This is a genomic window from Clostridium sp. BSD2780061688st1 H5 (assembly GCF_005845155.1).
Lineage (GTDB): Bacteria > Bacillota > Clostridia > Lachnospirales > Lachnospiraceae > Claveliimonas > Claveliimonas intestinigallinarum.
The window spans coordinates 16,940-36,170 of record NZ_SPGT01000023.1; the positions used below are offsets into that span (position 1 = coordinate 16,940).

A 19,231-nucleotide genomic window follows, 5' to 3' on the forward strand; every position below is an offset into this window, starting at 1 on the left:
TCTATAATTCCAGAGCCTTAAAGTGCATGAACCGCATTCTCGGTCTTTTCATCTCCACAAAAAGCCTGTCCATCTCCCGACAGGCTTCCTGCAGCCAGCACAGTGACCGGCGGGGCTGCCGCGGATCAAATACCTCCCCGTAGCCCTCAAGGAGGCGGATCACCAGACTGTCCAGACGTTCCCCGCCGGTCAGGGTATGATCCTCACTGAGCGGAAGATAGCCCAGAAAATTAAGCTGTCTATTTACCGTTTCAAGGGACACCATCGGAGCATTCAGGATCAGAAGATGCCGCAGCATGGTTTTACGCGGGATCTCCCCTTGAAGACGCATCTGCCTTCTCAGCTCTGAATCATAGCGGGTACTGGTAATATGTTTCCGCAGCATCTCCATGCTGTGCTCACCCGAAACGGTCACATAGTGGAAAGCATCTGTAAAATAGATATGGCGAAAATATTTCTCCCTCTCACCCGGGCGGATATTCATGGCTTTCAACTCCTCCTCTGGTATACCTGCCAGATAGCTCTCCTCCAATTGCCTGAGCAGACTGCCTTTCTCCACACAAGACGCGCTGCTCCACTTTTCCTGCGTGTCATACACATTCTCACTATGATCAAAATATCCCTGCATGAGGAATAGCATTTCTTCATCTGTCAGCTCCAGTGCTTTTCCCAGCCGCAGACATTGTTCTCTGTTGATCGGTGTATATCTGCCCGTGCGCCAGTAGCGTATCTTCAGACATTCCGTTGCTGTCTTTGGCTGATGCCCCTCCATCCTCTCATACAGGACTCCGTCCACCTGACTTTTGTTCTTTAGCATGTATTTTCTCTGCATACGGGCAAATTTCTTCTGCAGCCACTTCACTTCCGGGCGATCCGCTCCACTCCCGACCGCGCACTTTTCGGCCATCTCCAGCAGCTCCCTGAGTATTTCCTCTTTCTGTTCTTTATTTTCCATGATGCTCTCCCGCCTTTTTATTCCTTCTATAATGTGTATTCGCACAAGAGAGCAAAAAGGGGACAGACTATTTTTACTTTTTACCGTAAAATGTTAGGTTTTACCGTGTTGACCCTGCTTCTTTTAAGGTGATAAATTTTTACTATATATGATACGAGGCGTTCCACAAGAGACGCCGTAAGGGAGGAAAAGATGAAAAAGAAGATCGTGCCCCTTCTTCTGGTCACAGCTCTCACCACATCACTGTGCGCCTGTAGTACTGGGGAAAAAGAAGACAAAAAAGACAGTATTTCCATTTCTGTGGAACAGACAGATCCATCCCAAACGGAGGAAACAGACAACGGACTGGACTTTGACGTAGAAGAACAGGTACTCATAGATGCAAACGGCATCCGCATCACAGCTACAGGTCTTGGCATTAATGAGTATACCGGCGATTACAGTCTGGATCTGACAGTGGATAACACCACCGACACGGATCTCACCATAGGCTTCCGCAGCCCTGATGTCTCCCTGTCCATAGGTGAGGGTACCTACACATATCTGAATGGTTTCCAGGTCTCCTCCTCCGCCTACATCGCTGTTCCTGCCCAGTCTACCGCAGAGGACACCTGTACCCTGAGCAAGGCTGTTCTCGACAATGCGGGGATTACTCAAATTGGTGAGATAGAACTGGCCTTCAGCGCAACAGATGCCAATTACAATGAATGCCTGGATGAAAGCCAGTCTATCTGTACGGTAAGGACTACCCTTGAAAGTGAGATGGATACGCAGCTTTCCGAAGATCTGCAGCTTGTCTACGACCAGAACGGTATCCAGATCCACGCAAAATATTTGCCAGGAGAAACAGAGGATGATAAGGGCTGTCTTATCGCTGTTATCCGCAACAATACCGGGGCCGGCGCCCAGCTGCGCATCAAGGATGTTACCGTAGACGGTACACCCCTCACATACTCCTACTCTCCTGACGAAGATGCATTCCGGTACAGCATCGGCGGCTACTATTATGAAAATAACGGCAAGGCAGTCTGCACCGCTACATCATTCAACGCAGCTGATACAGTCCCGGAGATCACCGGCAGCTCTTCCATCTCCTTTTCACTGGACATTGGAGGCCCGGCATCCGGCGACTGGAGCGGAATGAAGACCATCGGACCTCTGTCCGTTCCCATATAGCTCCCATCTGTCCCTGGCAAATATGAAAAAATTTCAAGAGAAACGAGGTAAAACCATATGAAAAAAAAGACACGTACATTTCTTACATTGACTATATGCGCCGCACTTCTGACAGGCTGCGGCACTTCTGACAGCAACTCCAGTGACTCCCCATCCCCCACCGGAGTAGAGCAGAGTTCTACTCCGAATGTGGAATATTCCCTGAAGGAAACGGTGGTGGCGGATAACGACTACTATACTCTCACCGCACTGGGAGCCGAGGCCGATGAGGCGGATAAATGTATAGTGGAATTCCAGTTCACCAACAAGACCTCCTACGATATGGCCCTGGATATATCATCTATGAACACCTATATCAACAGATGTGCCGCTTCGTATGCTGATTGGGAGGAAGAAGGGGATATCTGCTATGCCGATGCAGACAGTTCCTACGCAAAAATGAATGAAGCGGCCGGCATTGAAGATGGTTATGTTCTGGGCCTGGGCGCAGCTGCAGGTGAGAGCGGTACTGCTAAATATGCCTTTTCTCTGCCCGATGGAACTTCCGTGGCTGAGGAGATTATTTTTGTTCCTGAACTGGTACCTCAACATTCCAGCGAAGATCCCGGACAGCAGGCAGCTACGAATCCGATCCCTTACGAACAGCTTTCGGCCATGAACCCGGAACAGGAATGTACCATCTATCCCACAGGCCTTTCCGCCGACACCGTTGACTTTCCCTCCTACGAGCCCGCCGAGGGCGAGCAGGTGGTTGCGGATAACGAGAACTTTACCTATATCATCCGTGGTCTGGAGGGGGATGATGATGGTTCCATGTATACGCTTCACACATACATGGAAAACAAATCCGAAGAGCCCCTGAGTACTTCATGGGAAGATGTATCTGTCAACGGCTATACGTCCGAAGACATGACTTTAGGCGACTACATACACGATCTTCCGGCAGGAAGACGTATCTTCAGCGATGTTGTCTTTTTCCCCAATGCCGAGAAGACATATGGGCTCGCCGAAGGGGAATCTCCGGAAGAGCTCTCTTTCACTCTGGAAATCCTGCACTGGGTGGAGGTAAATGGCGCAGGCAGCTACGAGTCACTGTACAGTGACAGTTTTACATGCTCCTTTGGCAAATAAAAAAGTGAGCTGACACTTACAGCGGGGTGACAGGAACGGGATATTCCCGCTCTTATCACCCCGCTGTTTTTATAGTTCTTACAGAAAGATTAAGCAGTTCTTCAAATTCAGTTATTACTATTTTTCCTGCGCTGCCGGATACTCATTGCACAGCAGCCGGTAGGGCGGCTCATCCTCCTCGATCTCAGGGAACCTTCCCACATTTTCATAGAACCGGTTGTCCGTGTTGTCGTCATTGCACATGGACACCTCTCCCAGGAGAACCGGGCCGCTCCCCTGCTCCACGTCAAAATCGTGATACAGGTAAGGAGTGATGGTGATAGACTCTCCCGGGCACAGCCTGATCTGCGCGCCCGCCGGAACGGTGTATGCATGCCCGTCACAGTGGACTGTTACCGGCGTGTCCGCAAACTCTTCCTTTTCATCAGAATTGTATACCCGGATCAGCACATTGCCGCCGCCCCGGTTGATAATGTCCTCCATCTTGTTCCAGTGAAAGTGCATGGGAGAGTGCTGTCCTTCTTTTATATAAAGAAGCTTCTCCGCATAGGGCTTCGGGTATTTGTCATCGTGCACGTTTCCATTGCGGATTGTGATGAGGGAAAATCCCACTTTGTCAAAATCTCCAAGGCCGTAATCTGTGATGTCCCATCCCAGTCCGTTGTCCCGGATCTCATCGTACTCATGCCCCTTTGTCTTCCACTCGTCCGGTGTAAAATGACAGAAGGGAGGAAGGGAGATCCGGTACTCCCGGATCATGGCCTCCATTTCCTTTAGTGCCTGGTTAATTTCTGAACGTTTCATTTCTTTTCCTCCTGCTGCCCCAAATGTTGTTCCATCCACTCATACAGATCCTCATACACCTGCTGCCGGTCCTGCTCATTGAGCACCTCATGGCGATCATTCTCATACAGCTTCATGCTGACATCCTTTATCCCGGCATCCTGGTACATCCGGAAGAGCTTTTCCACATCCTTCCCGAAGCGGCCCACGGGATCCTTCTGACCGGACACAAAAAGCACCGGCAGGGTCCTGGGGATGCGCAGCGCCCCCTTCTTTCCCGCGATCTGCTTCATGCCTTCAAACATCTGATAGTAGCCGTTGACTGTGAAGGTAAAGCTACAGAGGGGATCTGCCTCATATTTTTCCCGCATCCCGATGTCAGATGTAACCCACTCCCTTTTGCTCTCACAGGGCTCAAAGCTGCGATTGTATCCTCCCAGTCCCAGGCTGTCAATGAGCCGGCTTCTGTAGTCCCATCCCTTTACAGCCGCCAGCAGGCGGCAGAGGAGCTGGCCCGCGCAGAGGATGGGCGCTCCCTTGTATCCCGTTCCCATGATGATGGCTCCGGCAAGGCCCCTGCCGTGCTTCAGCAGATACTGGCGCAGGAGAAAGGAACCCATACTGTGACCCAGCATAAAATAAGGAACGCCGGGATATCTATCCCCGGCGCGTTCCCTGAGTGTATGGATATCGCGGATGACACAGGCATTGCCATCCGGATCATGAAAAAATCCATACTTCTCCTCTGACGTAACGGACTTCCCATGTCCCAGATGATCATTCCCTGTAACATACCATCCTTTTTCTGCAAGCCAGGAAGCAAACCCGTCATAGCGGTCTATGTATTCCACCATGCCATGGCTGATCTGAAGCACAGCCTTCACCTCGCCCTCCGGGAGCCATTCCACCCCATGGATCTCTGTCTCTCCATCCGCGGACGGGTAAAAGAATTCTCTCTTCATATTCTTCCTCCTAGCGATCCTCCATCTTAACATATGGCCTGTGCTCTGCCAGCGCTTTGTACGCAGGACGGATGATCTTGTCTACATTTTTCAGCTCCTCCAGCCGGTGGGCACTCCAGCCCACAATGCGGGCTGCGGCAAAGATGGGCGTGTAGAGGGCAGGCGGCAGACCCAGCATACTGTACACAAGTCCGCTGTAGAAATCCACATTGGCGTTAACGCCCTTATAGATCCTTCTCTTCTCTCCGATCACCTCCGGAGCCATGTGCTCTACTGTCTCATAGAGCGCATACTCCTTCTCATATCCTTTTTCAGCGGCGAGCTGTTTTACAAACGACTTGAAAATATCAGCACGGGGATCAGACACAGAGTACACCGCGTGTCCCATGCCGTAAATAAGTCCCTTGTGGTCAAATGCCTTCTTGTCCAGCAGATCGCACAGGTACTGGCGTACCTCGTCCTTATCCTCCCAGTTCTTGACATGCTTCTTCATGTCATCGAACATCTGGGTCACCTTCACATTTGCCCCGCCGTGCTTTGGTCCCTTCAGGGAAGCCATGGCCGCCGCGATCGTAGAGTAGGTGTCTGTGCCCGAAGATGTAACAACGTGTGTGGTGAAGGTGGAGTTATTTCCGCCGCCGTGATCCATGTGGAGCACAAGCGCCATATCCAGGATCTTGGCCTCCAGCTTCGTGTACTGCCTGTCTTCACGGAGCATCATCAGAATATTTTCGGCCGTGGACAGCTCCGGCTTGGGCGCATAGATAAACAGATCCTCACCCATGCGGTAGTTATAGGCGTGATAGCCATATACCATCAGCATGGGGAACTGGCTGATCAGATTCAGACACTGGCGCAGCACGTTTGGAATAGATGTGTCGTCCGCCTTTGCGTCATAGGAATACAGATTCAGAATTGAGCGAGACAGGCTGTTCATCATATCGCGGCTCGGAGCCTTCATGATGACATCCCTCACAAAGTTGGGGGGAAGTGTCCTTCTCTCCACCAGTGTCTCGTGGAATTTCTTCAGCTCCTTCTCATCCGGAAGCTCGCCGAAGAGGAGAAGATAGGTGATCTCCTCAAAGCCATAGTGATCCGCGTCCAGGAAGCCTTTCACAAGCTCTTTGATATTGTAGCCCCGGTAGTAGAGCTCACCTTCGCAGGGAACCTCCTGCCCGTCCACCACCTTCTTGGCGATGATGTCGGAGATATTGGTAAGTCCCGCCAGAACGCCTTTTCCATTTAAGTCTCGCAGTCCTCTTTTTACCTCGTACTTTGTATAGAGCTCCTTGTCAATGGCTGTATTCTTTTCGCAGAGCTCTGCCAGATGCTCAATCTCCGGTGTGATCTCAAAAAGTGCTCTCGCTGCTGGATAACGTTTCTCCATTTTATGTTCTCCTTTCTCTATTCTGTTCATGGTTTTCAGGCTGCCCATTTATCCTGTGATAAATGATATTACTAAGCAGGGCGAATTCTTCCAGTGTCAGGGCTTCTCCCCGGATACCCGGGCCTTTGCCCAGCTCCGCTATACTCTCTTCGATCACTTCCCTGGGAAGATTCAGCTCCGCTGAGTTTTTCAGTCCATTTGCCAGCGTCTTTCTGCGCTGATTGAAGGATGCCCGTATGATGCGGAACATCAGTCGTTCGTCCTCCACCTGCACTGGCGGCTCCTCGTGTACGGTCAGCCTTATGACCGCTGATCCGACCTTTGGTCTGGGCATAAAGCAGTTGGGCGGTACGTTGGCCACAATGTAGGGACGGGCGTAATACTGCACGGCCAGGGAGAGGGCCCCGTAGTCCTTTGTCCCCGGTCCCACCTGCATCCGGTCCGCCACCTCTTTTTGCACCATCACGGTGATACTCTCAATGGGCACATGGCTCTCAAAGAGTCCCATGATAATAGGCGTTGTAATATAATAAGGCAGATTTGCCACCACCTTCACAGGCTTTCCGCCGTTCTCCTCATCGACCAGCCTCTGAATATCCATCTTCAGTATGTCCTGATTAACAATATTTACATTGTCATAGTCCTTCAGGGTATCCGCTAGAATTGGGATCAGCGCCTTGTCGATCTCCACCGCTGTCACCTTACCCGCCGCCGCAGCCAGATACTGCGTCATAGTGCCGATGCCGGGGCCGATCTCCAGCACAAAATCGTCTCTTGTTATATCGGCCGCCGCAATGATCTTATCCAGTACGCGGGTATCTATAAGAAAATTCTGTCCAAATTTCTTTTGAAAAGAAAAATTATACTTTTTCAGTATCTCAATCGTATTCTGGGGATTTCCCAGTGTTGGTACGGGCATCGCCCCGCCTCCCTCCGTCATTTAGTCTTCCCGGAGCCGTCCCCGACCTCCGCTTCCCGGCCGAAAGCCGGATCGCACGGAGGTCAGTTCCTCATTCCGTATAATCTTCTGGCGTTTTCTTCCGTCTGCGCCACCACCTCTTCGCAGGAAATATGCTTCAGCGCCGCAATCTCCTCCACTACATAGGGGAGATTGAGAGAACTGTTCCTCTTTCCTCTGTTGGGGACAGGCGCAAGATAGGGGCAGTCCGTCTCCAGGACAATAGATGTGAGCGGAATATCCTCCACAACCTCCTTGAGCTTTCGCCCGTTTTTAAAAGTTACGACGCCGCCAACGCCTATAAAAAAGCCCATTCTCACATATTCCCGGGCCAGCTCCTTCGAGTAGGAAAAGCAGTGGATCACACCCTCCAATCCCCGGGCGTGCTCCTGCATGATCTCCAGCGTATCTGCCGCTGCCTCCCGGCTGTGTATGAGCACCGGCAGATCCAGCTCCCGGGCCAGCTCAAGCTGACGCACAAACCACCTCTTCTGCACCTCCCTGGGAGCCTCATCCCAATAGTAGTCCAGTCCGATCTCACCCACCGCGACAACCTTCTCCTGGCCGCACAGCTCCCGCAGTTCCCGAAGCTTGTCCTCATCCAGCTCCCCCGTGTGGTCCGGATGGACACCCACGGCAGCATAGATAAAGGGATACCTCTCCGCCAGGGAAACGGATGTCCGGCTGGAAGCAAGGGACGCGCCCACATTGACGATCGTGCCCACGCCTCCCGCCTCCATAGAGGCAAGAAGCTGGTCTCTGTCCGTATCAAACTGTTCGTCATCGTAGTGCGCGTGGGTATCAAAAATCATGCCGCTTCCATCCAATTCTCTTGTTGATCTAAAGTAAGTAGAACAATTATACCATAATTTCTCAGCAAATCATATAACGGGAAAATTAATTTTTTGTTAAGGATTTGGTTCACTCTTTTGCCCGAAACTTTTCTGACAGCTTCCGGACTTCTTCCACATCCATACCGGTCAGATCCGCGATCGTCTCCATGTCCATGCCCTTTTCCAGCATGCGAAGGGCAATATCCTTTCTCTCCTGGCGTACGCCCTGCTCTCTGCCTTTCCGCAGACCTTTCTCCATTCCTTTCTCTATGCCTTTCTCCATGCCGGTCTCCCAGGCGCTGCTCATGATGGCATCGTGATCCCGGATGGCCTTCTGCCGGGCCTCGTACTCCAGCCTGGCCCTCTCGTCCGCGCTCATCCTCTCCAGCTCCCTGTAAGCCTCCTCGATATATTCGCTTGTACTTGCCATATCCTCCAACTCCTTCCGGTCCTTCCCAGCCAGAAAACGCATCCACTGGATGACCTCGTCGTCCTCCCGCAGATCCCCCGGCAGCTTCTTCAGCTCCAGGATCTGCAGCTCCAGAAGGTCTGTGTACTTTTCTCCTGTCTGCTCATCGCACAGGCTGATGGTCCGGTGGCATTTCCTGTCATCCGCAAAGCGGATAAAGTCCAGTATGCTCACATGGATACACTTTTTCAGCTTCGTGTAGGGATCGCCCCTCCCAATCTGATCTGTGTACATTTTACTCAAATAAAACAGGGATCTGGCGTCCCACTGCCCGAAGGGGTACGCCTGCATCTCCATGTTGACCTGCGCCCCGTCCTCCATCAGGGCCCGGATATCCAGGATGCCCAGCTTCTCGTCCGGGTATTCCTGCGCAGCGCCGTGGGAAGCAGCACTGTCTCCCGGATGGATGCCGGGTCCGCTCCCAGCAGGGCGGCGATAAAGCCCTTTCTCACCTTGGGATTGTACATCAGTTCCTTAAAGCACACGTCCACGGTGGGAAGCATGATAAACTTGTCATTTTTCTTCGTCACTTGTCTTCTCCTTTCCTGTGTGTCTCATACAGGAAAGGGGTCTGCTTTCATATTAGCACATCTCTTAGAAGCTTCAAAGACGTAAGCCCTGTTCCTGCATTATTCCTTTGTTTACAAATCGGAGCTAATGCCTGGAATACAGGCTCCGAAAATCAGATCTTTGCCGCTCTGACATCTGCGGCGTGAAAATAATTGTTTCCGGCAGCATCCTGTGCTGTCCTGATGCTATTAAAATAACATAATTTTTGCACTTATGCAATCCTTAATATGAATTGTTATATGCCTGTGGCTGCAAAAAAGCTGCGGAGCACTGGCCCCGCAGCTTTTTGCCTTCAAAAGATACATTCTGTATATTTTCTGTTTTCCAAATTACGGAGTTCTTTCCTGCTTCCGCCCGCTTTTAGCAGATCTGTGCTCCTGCCGGCATATCCTTCTCCGGCGTCATGAGGGCCAGATTGCCGTCTGCATCCTCAGCGCAGAGCAGCATGCCCTCTGAGAGCACACCTGCCAGCTTGGCCGGCTTCAGGTTCACAAGCACCATGACCTTCTTGCCTACCATCTCCTCCGGCGTGTAGTTGGACTTAATGCCGGACACGATCTGTTTGATCTGGCTTCCCACGCGCACCTTGGAGCAGAGAAGCTTTTTGGACTTCTTCACAGCCTCGCACTCGATGATCTCGCCCACCTGGAACTGCATTTTTCCGAACTCCTCAAATGTGATCTCCGGCTTTGCCTCTATATCGATCACATTTTCCGCTTCTTCCTTCTCTTCCACATGGGGATGAAGCTCCTCCACCTTTTTCATGACCTCCTCAAGATCCAGTCTCTGGAAGAGGATCTCCGGCTTCTCTGTCACCTTGCCGTCTCCCAGCTGTGCCAGGATCTTCTCTGATGTCTCAGGCATAAAGGGCTCCAGCGCCGCCGCGCCGGCTTTGATGCTCTCGATCAGATTAAAGAGCACAGTCTCGAGGCGGTCCCTCTTTACCTCGTCCTTTGCAAGGGCCCAGGGCATGGTCTCATCAATGTATTTGTTGCAGCGCTTGAACAGGGTAAAGATCTCTGTGATGGCATCCGCCACCCGCAGGTCGTCCATTTTGCTCTCCACTGCCTTTGGCATGTTCTCTGTCACAGCCTTCAGATCCGCGTCCACTTCCCCGGACACGCCCTTGTCTGTCACTGTGCCGCCAAAGTATTTATTTGTCATGGAAATCGTGCGGTTTACCAGATTTCCAAGGGTGTTTGCCAGGTCAGAGTTCATTCTCTCTACCATCAGCTCCCAGGAGATCACGCCGTCGTTGTCAAAGGGCATCTCATGGAGCACAAAGTAGCGCACAGCGTCCACGCCGAAGAAATCCACCAGCTCATCCGCGTAGAGCACATTTCCCTTGGACTTGCTCATCTTGCCGTCTCCCTGGAGAAGCCATGGGTGCCCAAACACCTGCTTGGGAAGGGGCAGATCCAGGGCCATGAGGAAGATGGGCCAGTAAATGGTGTGGAAACGGATAATATCCTTTCCGATCAAATGGAGGTCTGCCGGCCAGTTTTTCTTGAACTGCTCTGTGCTATCCCCGTCACAGTCATATCCGATTCCGGTAATATAGTTGGTCAGGGCGTCCAGCCACACGTACACTACATGGTCCGGGTCAAAGTCCACCGGAATTCCCCATTTAAAGGAGGTCCTGGACACGCACAGATCCTGCAGTCCCGGGAGGAGGAAATTGTTCATCATCTCATTTTTCCTTGACACCGGCTGGATGAACTCGGGATGGGTGTTGATGTGCTCGATGAGCCGGTCCGCATATTTGCTCATCTTAAAGAAATAGGCCTCTTCCTTTGCAGGCTGCACCTCCCGGCCGCAGTCCGGACATTTGCCATCCACAAGCTGGGACTCTGTGAAGAAGGACTCGCAGGGAGTGCAGTACATCCCCTCGTAATATCCCTTGTAAATATCTCCCTGGTCGTACAGCTTTTTGAAAATCTTCTGCACCTGCTTCTCGTGATCCGGATCCGTGGTGCGGATGAACTTGTCGTAGGAGGTGTTCATCAGATCCCAGATTCTCTTAATCTCCCCTGCCACATTGTCCACAAACTCCTTTGGCGTCACGCCGGCTTCCTCGGCCTTCAGCTCGATCTTCTGCCCGTGCTCGTCGGTTCCGGTCTGGAAGAACACGTCATACCCCTGGCTCCTCTTGTACCTGGCAATGGCATCTGCCAGCACGATCTCGTAGGTGTTCCCGATGTGGGGCTTGCCTGATGTGTAAGCAATGGCTGTTGTGATGTAATACTTCTGTTTTTCCATACTCTCTACTCTCCTTTTTTCATAAAAAAATCTTCTCTGACTCCCATTGGAAATCAGAGAAGACGAATTTACCGTGTTACCACTTCTCATTCACTCCTGCCTCGCAGCAGAAACCTCATAAGGTGCCGGTTCGGCCGACATCTCTCCGCTGTAGAGGGCGGTCCCTTCGCAGACTTACATTGAGCACTTAGGCTTCTCCCTGTTCGTCTGCGCCGCTCGGAAGCCATCTTCAGCCCGCTTCCATCCATTTCCTCTCAGCATACGGAAATTTCTCTGTAAAACTTTCCCGAACCTACTCTCTTCGTCACAGCGTTTCTATTATGAAAAATAATCTGTCTCAAATCGTAGCATAGGGGAAGAGAAATGTCAAGGTGTCAGCTCCATGCATATACTGTTAAAAACCCTAATTGGAAATGAACATGAATGATCACTATCCCTTTTTCAACACCCCGCTCCCCTACGCCTATGACGCCCTGGAGCCCTTCATCGACGAAAATACCATGCGGCTGCACCATGACCGGCATCTCCAGACATATATCGACAACCTGAACCAGCTCCTTGAAGCTGATCCATCTCTTCAGAAGTACTCTCTGACAGAGCTGCTAGTCAGCCGTGACAGACTGCCCTGCCAGCTCCGGACTCCTCTGCTCAACAACGCGGGCGGTGTGTTCAATCACCGCTTCTTCTTTGAGGGCATGACAAAGGCAGGCACCCGAGGACAGGCGCCCGCCCTCTCTACGCAGATAACCAGACAGTTCGGCAGCACGGAACATTTCAGATCCTGCTTTAAGGAGGCCGCCCTCTCTGTGTTCGGCTCCGGCTACGCGTGGCTTGTCTGGGAAAAGGGCGCTTTATGCATCGCCACCTCCGCGAACCAGGACACGCCAAACCTGCGCTGCTGCCTGCCGCTGCTGGCCATAGACGTCTGGGAGCACGCCTACTATCTGAAGCATTACAACATGCGCGCCAGCTATATCGACGACTGGTTCCGGGTCGTAAACTGGTCCTGCGCGGAAGCCCGTTTCTGCCGCTGCATGTGAGATCATATGAGCAGCATCTCCTGCTCCAAACCCTTGCCGGTCTTCAGCATCTCCTGCCTGAGCTCTTCCAGCTCCTCCGGCAGGTCTGCGCTCATCCTCTCCAGGTCCCGGAGCGCTCCCGGCTCCATCTTATATCCCGACAACAGGTGGCGTCGGTAGAGCTCTGCGCTCATATACAGCGGCCTGACATCCGGGAAGAGATTGTCCTGGATGAAGCAGAAGATACGAAGTCCTCCGAAATCCATGTCCCCGCTGTGCAGATATTCCACGGTCCTGTCCTTCAGCACTTCCGCAAGGTTCTTCAGGAAATCTCTCTCCTTGGGAGAGAGGAAGCCGTGGGTGAAGACATACAGTGTCTCCTCCTCAAAGGGCTCGCAGATAAAGCTGGCCCTGTTCTCTATCGTCACGATCCGCCGGATGTTCTGCTGCCGGCAGATGCGGGCGCTCTTCAGCGTCTCGCTGTTCAGGACCGTGCCGTACCGCAGCTTTCCCAGGTCCACAGTCTGCCCTTCGATCTCCAGGCGCAGCGGCCCCTTCACCTCCATCTGCTGGGAGTACTCTTCTATGTAGAGCCAGGAGAGCACCTGGGAGTCATCCATAGCTCTGTCTATATCCGGGTGGTAGTCCCGTGCCATCTGGACCACCCAGCCCCTGAACCCGGCCGGGTCATCCCTGAAAATCTTGGGACGCCCCAGATACCGGCTGCTGAAGATCTGTACATAGACAGGCTCCTCCAGCTCATCCAGCCCCTTCAGGCAGGCAAAGTACTGCTCCTTTCTCCCCTGTCCGAAGATCCGGCTCAACTCCTTTGCCTTCAGCTTTCCGCTGTCCGCCTCCCTCCAGCGGTCTCTGACATAGTCCCTGAGCCACTGTCTGCGCAGTGCACCGGCCAGCTCCTCCAGCTCCCGCTTGTACGCGGCGGCAGTCTCATACTTGGGCGTCTTTCCCGCCATTTTATAATAGACGGGCATGTCTTTGTTATAGTAGTGAAATTCGCTGAAATCCTGCTTATAATTCTGCCAGCGCACTTCCTTTTTGGGGATCAGTCCCAGGCGCTCCAGCTCCAGCATCTCCCGGACCACCAGGTCACGGCCTGCTCCCCTCGGGGCGCCCGCCTCCCTCTCCGCTTTATCAAAATCCTCCTGATGGATCTTCAGGCTGCGGCGCCCCTCCAGGGAATGGTTCCAGTCATTTTTCTTCTTCTCATAATTTTCAATGATCTTCCTGACAATGTAGCCGCCTCTGTATCCGTCCACAGAATTACCTCCGCTCCTGTTCTCCGCGCCGATCTTCGCTCCCGGTGTGTCTTCCGCCTGTATCCCGGCTTATTCTTCAGCCTCCTCCATCAGCTCGTCAAAATCCTGCTTCTCAAACTCCATGATGGAGATGTTCTGCTTGTCCGGGTTGGCGAAGACAAAGGTCTTGTCCACGTTCTCCAGATAGTTCTGGATCTTGTCGTTGGTGGCGCTGATGATAGCCTGGAAGCCAAGCCCCCGGATCAGCTCGATGCAGGTAGCCACCTTCTCCGCATCCATCTTGGAAAAGGCCTCGTCCAGGATGACAAGGCGGATGGTGGGGTTCCTGCGGACTCTGGGCGAATAGTCCAGACGGTAGAGCTGGGCAAAGCTGGCCAGAAGCGCCACATAGAGGGGATTCTGGCCCTCCCCGCCGGAGTTCTTGGAGATCATCTTTCCAAGACCAATGTGCATGTTCTTCTCGCCCCGCACGATCTGCTGCATGTCAAAGGAGAGGTATGTGCGGTAGTCCGAGTATTTCCGCATATTCTGCTTTGCCTCCTCCATCTCCTCGGCGGAGGCGTTCTCCGGCGGGATGAAGATCTGGATCAGCTCCCCTATCAGCTCCCCGTACTTCTCCTCGTGCTCCATGGTAAACAGGTTCATCTGGTTCTCCATATTGTAGGAGAGCTGGGAAGGATCGATCTCCAGGGAGTCGTCCATGAACATGTCATAGTATTCCCCGTAGGCCCCCTTGTTCCTGGTGATCACAAACTGGTACTTGTCCTTTCCGAAGTCCAGCCGGCTGATGATCCGGTTCAGCTCATCCTTTCGCTGGAGCGCCTCCTTGATGGCGCTGCGGATCTTGTAGATAAAGTCCTCCTTGAAATGCTGGACCGCGGTCCTGGCCTGCTCCGCCGCTTTCTCCTTGTACTCCTCCAGATGGTCGCACTGGAGCGTGTTCAGGAGCTTCTCGTAATCTCCATTGTCCTCCGCGCTGGCCGAGAATGTGCGGTGGGGGTACTCCCGCAGGTAGCTGCTGCGGATGTCCACCAGCTCCTGGTATCTCTTCTCCCTCTCCTCCCGGCAGACAGCCTGCTCCCGGAAGCAGAGATTTTTCAGGTACTCATAGTTGGAGCTCTTCCTGCTCTCCATATAGGATTGGAAGCTCTCCGCAAATTCTTCGTTTTCTTTGAAACTTTTCTGTTTCTCATTTAACTCTTCATCCAAATCCAGATACTCCTGATCCGCCTCCTGGATCCTTCTCTCATGCTGCCAGATGGCCTTCTGGATGCCGTCTGCCTGCTGCTTTTTCCTTGTCTGGCGCTCCCTCAGCTCCTCCTTCTCCCGCTCAAGCCTGCCTACATTCTCCTCCTTGAGCTCCTGTATCTGGCTCTGCAGCATTTCTCTTTCTTTTTCCTTCTCGCCGATCATCCGGATATCCTTTATCATGCTCAAGTACTCTCCGGCGGGGCGGTCCAGATAGTCCATGGCAAGGACAGAGCGGATCTCCTCCTGGCGCTCTTCCAGGGGCACCCTCTGCTTCTCCAGCTTCTCCAGCTTTTCCTCCAGCCTCTTTCTCCTCTTCCGGAGACTGTTCTCGCCGATAGAGGCGCGCTCTGTGTAATTCTCCGGATTGATATGCTGCAGCTTATAGCTCTTGTACAGCATGCACCCGGGGGTGATGCCCACAGTCTGCTGCCGCAGCTCGTCGATATCCCGGCACTTGATCACCCTGCCAAGAAGGAAATCCGTGTAGACCTGGGCAAAGTCTGTCCCCGCCTTCACCTCCTCTGCCAGAGCACCCTCCCTGACCGGGTGGCTGCCCTGCATGAGGCGCTCCGTGTCCACCACGGCGGCGCGCCAGAATTTCTTTTTATCCATGGTCTCATAGATCTCCATGGCCTCCTTTGCGTAGGCCGGCTCCACCATGAGGGACAGCTTGTTGTTCCCCAGATAGCCCTCCACCGCATTGTGCCATGTCTCGTCCCTGACCTCCAGCATATCCGCCAAAATCTGTACGTTCACAAATTTTCCGGCCCTCTTCTGGAGTTCCTCCCGGATATAGTATCTGGCCTCCTCCAGCTCCCGGGGATAGGCCTTCTTTCCCTGCTTCAGGTCAGCGATCTCCTGGCGGGCCGCCTGCATCTCCTTTTTCATAGCCCGAAGCTGGGCGCCCAGCTCGCCTCTCTCCTCCTCCAGCTCCCGCCGGATGTCGGTGAAATTGTCCTTGAGCCGCTGGAGCTCCTCCTCTGTGATGCTGCCCTGGCAGAGCTTTTCCATATCTCTGAGCATGGGGTTGGACACCATGTCCTGCTTCTTCCACTCCTCCATGCTCTCCTTTGTCTTCTGCAGGCTGCTCCTGCTGGCGGACAGATGCTCCAGGAACAGATTGACCTGGGAGAGCTTATCCTTCAGCTCCTCGTACCCGGTCTGGGCAATGCGGACGATGATGTCCTCGTACTGCCTCTGCAGCTCCTCCGCCTCCCTGTCTGTCCTCTCCTTCAGGCTCTGCTGCTCCTTTTTCTCCTTCTCCTCCTGGGCCTTCCGGTCCCGGATGCCCTCCAGACGGCGGCGAAGCTGGAGGATTTCCAGGCGCAGGGCCCGGTACAGCCAGCTCTCCTCCTCTGTCTTTTTCTCCTTATAGAGAGAGAAACTTTCTTCTATTTTTGTCAACGATTGAATTTCTTTCAGTGTAGCCTCAATCTTGCTGCGCATCTGCCCGTAGCGCATGACGCTCTCCTGCATGTCCTGGATCTCGATATCCTGCTCCATGCAGATGTACTCCTTCACAAAGTCCTCCAGCCGGATGTTCATGCGGAAGGGGATCGCCCTCTTGAAAAGCCTGGGGAACTTCTCCTTGTCCAGCCCTCCCAGATACACGTCGTAGAGCTGGCGGCGGAACCTCTCATTGCTGGGGCCGCAGTAGTAGCCGTCCTGGGGGAAATTCCTCTGCAGATACTCCCGCACCTCCACGGTGGACAGGACCCGCCCCTCTCCACGGTACAGGTTGGGAAGGAGTTCGCCCCTGTGCCAGAAGAAGAGGCGGCTGATCTCGTTGGTGGCCGTCTCCACGTCAAAGGAGGCGCCCACGCACTCCTGCTCTCCGGTGACGCTGTTTGTGAACTCCAGCACGATGGTGCTGGAAAAATTTTTGTTTCTCCGATACTGGGACTCATTGTTGTCGCTGATGTTGACCATGCCCCGCAGATACTCGATCAGGCTCCGGTCCGAGTCATCGGCCGCCGCCTTGTTGAAAAAGCCCCGCCCATCCGTGTTGGCGTACAGGACGATCTGAAGCGCGTCAATGACTGTGGACTTTCCGCTTCCCGAGTGGCCGGTAAAGAAATTTACTTCCTTGTTCAGCGACAGCACCTTTCTGTCTATATAATGCCAGTTATTCAGACAGATCTTCGATAGTATTTTGAACGCCTGTTTCGTCTCCACTGTTCTCCTCCTCGCCAAATGTCTTTAAGAGCGCACGGATATCGTCCCCGGTGAGTACCATGTTGATGGTAGGGTAAATGATCATCCTGGTCCCCTCGTTTAACTCCTCCAGAATGTCCAGAGGCTCTATGATCTGATATTTCTTCAGAAGGGCAATGCTGCGCCGTATCTCCGTGGGAGACGGCAGGGATTTCATCACCTGGAACTCCCCGGCTTTGCCGTTCACCGCCCCCAGCGTTGTCACGATCCTTGTGCTGGACGACACCTGGGCCATCTGCTCGTCGTACAGAATCTTCAGCACAAGGATGTAAATGGTGGCAAGCCGCGGAAGCTTCTCGCCCATGAGCATGCCGTCCCGGATGTAGATCACGCCCAGGTAGATATTTTCCACAAGCTCAATGCCCGCCACCTGGAAGTACGCCTTCAAAAATTCCATGTGCTGGACACAGATCTTATACTCCCTGCTGTACTGCCATCTCTCGGCCCTCCTGTCGTATTTTCTCTCCAGAATAAAGGTCTGCCTGTACAGAAGCCGGATCACTTCGGTAATCTGCTCCCTCTCCTCATCGCTTAGCTGCTCTGTGTAATCGATCATATCCTTCTCACACCCTCCTGCGCACGAATGTCAGCTTCGGATAGCGGTATTTCCCGCTCTCCACCAGGCCGCCTTCCTCGATCACCTGGTACCTGCTGCCGTGCTTTGTACTGTAGTCGTAGGCCAGGATGATCTTCTCAAAATCCTCGTCATCCTCCACCTTCATATCCGCGAGCCGCATCTGCTCTCCGGTCATATGCTCCTCAATGAACTCCTCGATCTGCTTCCTCGTATACCGGGTGTGGATGCGGTTCAGCTTCAGGACGTCCTCCTTTGAGAGCTCCCGGGGCTCCTCCTCCCGCTCAAGCTGGCTGACAAAATCCTTCTTCGGCCTTCTCCTCTTGTAGAGGGATTTCTCCGACAGGATTTCAAAGAGGGACAGGTTCATCCGCGAGGCAGTCTTACGGATCCTCTCCTCCTCCTTTCCCTCTTTTCCGAGCTGGTTCAGAAGCTGGATCACAAGCCCCTTTGTGTCCGTCTCCCCGTTCAGGAGATAGTTGAGCCTGGTCACAGTGGCCCGGATGTACTTTGTGTTCTCCTTGTCCATATTGGCAATGCGCCGCTCAATGTCGTCAAAGCTCCTCTCGATCCGGTCCAGGATGTCCAGCCCCTCCTCGCCGATGCGGTCGTAGATCGTCTCGTCCTCCCGCATTTTCTCCAGGCACTCTTTGATATCCATTTTGTAAATGTAAAAGTTGTCGCTTGTCTTTAAAATGTGGTATTTCTTCCGGACAACCTCCTCCACATACCCCTCCAGGTGCTCGGCCAGGAGCTGGCCGTACTCCTTCTGCTCCAGCAGCCGCCCGTAAAACCGGTCCATATTGTGGAGCATATCCTGCAGAGCCTTATTAAGCTTCCTCGTGTTCACCAGGGCGGAACGGAGCATGGCGCTGTTCAGCCTGGGATTGTTCTGGAAGGAGTACAAAGTGGCGTACACGTTCTGGATGTACAGCTCCGTGTCCTCCATCCCCTCCCGGGTCAGCCGGTCAAAGGCCTCTATGAAAATGGCTGCGTAGTCGGGGATGACAATATTGGTCACAAGGGTATTAAAATCCTCGATCTTTTTCAGCCACTGAGTCTTAAGGAGCCAGTTCAGGATCCTGGATGCCGGCGTCTCCAGCATGTCCAGCTCGTCCTCCGACTCTTCCGACTCCAGGGTGATCTTCTTCTGGGTATAGAAATTCCCCAGGATCTCCAGGCACACCTCCCGGCTCAGGAAGTAATTGTTGTACTCGTATTCCTCGTTGATCTGAAGCAGCGCTTCTATGTATATATCCCGGTTTCTGGAGCGGAACAGGCTCCAGAAGGAGTCCGGGATTTCGTATAGGTATTTCATATGCTTCTCCTGTCTTTTCATATGGGACAAATGCACAACCATTATACCACATCTCCCAAACCCGTGAAAACCGCTTTTCCCGGGCGAATTTTCCC

16 protein-coding genes and 1 other annotated feature are annotated in these 19,231 nt (G+C 53.1%); of the genes, 3 read left to right on the forward strand and 13 right to left on the reverse strand.

Going from position 1 to position 19,231, the window contains the following annotated elements:
* Position 1 precedes the first annotated feature (1 nt).
* Entirely contained in the window at positions 2-955 is a 954-nt protein-coding gene (locus tag FGQ86_RS13030) for a hypothetical protein (RefSeq protein ID WP_138304507.1), read from the reverse strand.
* Positions 956-1,147: 192 nt separating this feature from the next.
* Between FGQ86_RS13030 and FGQ86_RS13035 the strand changes: the two genes are divergently transcribed.
* The gene (locus FGQ86_RS13035; protein WP_138304509.1) at positions 1,148-2,131 is read left to right on the forward strand and encodes a hypothetical protein; all 984 of its coding nucleotides are present in this window, start codon (positions 1,148-1,150) and stop codon (positions 2,129-2,131) included.
* Between the two features lie 57 nt (positions 2,132-2,188).
* Positions 2,189-3,262 (forward strand): hypothetical protein, encoded by a 1,074-nt coding sequence (locus tag FGQ86_RS13040; protein ID WP_138304511.1) that lies wholly within the window; start codon positions 2,189-2,191, stop codon positions 3,260-3,262.
* Between the two features lie 117 nt (positions 3,263-3,379).
* Here FGQ86_RS13040 and FGQ86_RS13045 read toward each other — a convergent pair whose 3' ends face one another.
* The 8 genes from FGQ86_RS13045 to metG form a co-directional block, all read right to left on the reverse strand.
* Complete coding sequence (locus FGQ86_RS13045) at positions 3,380-4,066, reverse strand: D-lyxose/D-mannose family sugar isomerase (protein WP_033125761.1); 687 nt, start codon at positions 4,064-4,066, stop codon at positions 3,380-3,382.
* On the reverse strand, positions 4,063-5,007 hold the full coding sequence (locus FGQ86_RS13050; RefSeq protein ID WP_138304513.1) for an alpha/beta fold hydrolase: 945 nt from the start codon (positions 5,005-5,007) through the stop codon (positions 4,063-4,065). The genes FGQ86_RS13045 and FGQ86_RS13050 overlap by 4 nt, the downstream gene beginning before the upstream one ends.
* 10 nt (positions 5,008-5,017) lie before the next feature.
* On the reverse strand, positions 5,018-6,394 hold the full coding sequence (locus tag FGQ86_RS13055) for a citrate/2-methylcitrate synthase (RefSeq protein ID WP_033125759.1): 1,377 nt from the start codon (positions 6,392-6,394) through the stop codon (positions 5,018-5,020).
* Between the two features lies 1 nt (position 6,395).
* Positions 6,396-7,313, reverse strand: a complete 918-nt coding sequence (gene rsmA / locus FGQ86_RS13060; protein ID WP_138304515.1) for a 16S rRNA (adenine(1518)-N(6)/adenine(1519)-N(6))-dimethyltransferase RsmA — start codon at positions 7,311-7,313, stop codon at positions 6,396-6,398.
* 83 nt (positions 7,314-7,396) lie between these two features.
* Positions 7,397-8,164 (reverse strand): TatD family hydrolase, encoded by a 768-nt coding sequence (locus tag FGQ86_RS13065; protein WP_033125758.1) that lies wholly within the window; start codon positions 8,162-8,164, stop codon positions 7,397-7,399.
* Between the two features lie 109 nt (positions 8,165-8,273).
* Positions 8,274-8,975 (reverse strand): Rpn family recombination-promoting nuclease/putative transposase, encoded by a 702-nt coding sequence (locus tag FGQ86_RS13070; RefSeq protein WP_243127273.1) that lies wholly within the window; start codon positions 8,973-8,975, stop codon positions 8,274-8,276.
* Complete coding sequence (locus tag FGQ86_RS13075) at positions 8,975-9,184, reverse strand: hypothetical protein (protein WP_138304520.1); 210 nt, start codon at positions 9,182-9,184, stop codon at positions 8,975-8,977. Before FGQ86_RS13075 ends, FGQ86_RS13070 begins: the two co-directional genes overlap by 1 nt.
* 400 nt (positions 9,185-9,584) lie before the next feature.
* On the reverse strand, positions 9,585-11,573 hold the full coding sequence (metG, locus tag FGQ86_RS13080; RefSeq protein WP_205147771.1) for a methionine--tRNA ligase: 1,989 nt from the start codon (positions 11,571-11,573) through the stop codon (positions 9,585-9,587).
* Positions 11,539-11,800: a binding site (T-box leader), on the reverse strand. (Overlaps the previous gene by 35 nt.)
* A gap of 102 nt (positions 11,801-11,902) precedes the next feature.
* Between metG and FGQ86_RS13085 the strand changes: the two genes are divergently transcribed.
* Positions 11,903-12,523: a superoxide dismutase gene (locus FGQ86_RS13085; RefSeq protein ID WP_171031573.1), complete on the forward strand. Its 621-nt coding sequence runs from the start codon at positions 11,903-11,905 to the stop codon at positions 12,521-12,523.
* A 2-nt stretch (positions 12,524-12,525) separates the two neighbouring features.
* Here the strand turns inward: FGQ86_RS13085 and FGQ86_RS13090 are convergent, their stop codons facing one another.
* From FGQ86_RS13090 to FGQ86_RS13105, 4 genes are all read right to left on the reverse strand, one after another.
* Positions 12,526-13,779 (reverse strand): Wadjet anti-phage system protein JetD domain-containing protein, encoded by a 1,254-nt coding sequence (locus FGQ86_RS13090; protein WP_138304527.1) that lies wholly within the window; start codon positions 13,777-13,779, stop codon positions 12,526-12,528.
* A gap of 69 nt (positions 13,780-13,848) precedes the next feature.
* A complete protein-coding gene (locus tag FGQ86_RS13095) occupies positions 13,849-17,205 on the reverse strand; it encodes an SbcC/MukB-like Walker B domain-containing protein (RefSeq protein WP_033125754.1) in 3,357 nt (1,118 codons plus the stop codon).
* Positions 17,156-17,800, reverse strand: coding sequence for a DUF4194 domain-containing protein (locus FGQ86_RS13100; protein WP_033125753.1), 645 nt, complete (start codon positions 17,798-17,800; stop codon positions 17,156-17,158). The genes FGQ86_RS13095 and FGQ86_RS13100 overlap by 50 nt, the downstream gene beginning before the upstream one ends.
* Positions 17,801-17,807: 7 nt before the next feature.
* Positions 17,808-19,136 carry a Wadjet anti-phage system protein JetA family protein gene (locus tag FGQ86_RS13105; RefSeq protein ID WP_138304529.1) on the reverse strand — a complete coding sequence of 443 codons (1,329 nt, stop codon included), beginning with the start codon at positions 19,134-19,136 and terminating at the stop codon, positions 17,808-17,810.
* Between the last annotated feature and the right edge of the window lie 95 nt (positions 19,137-19,231).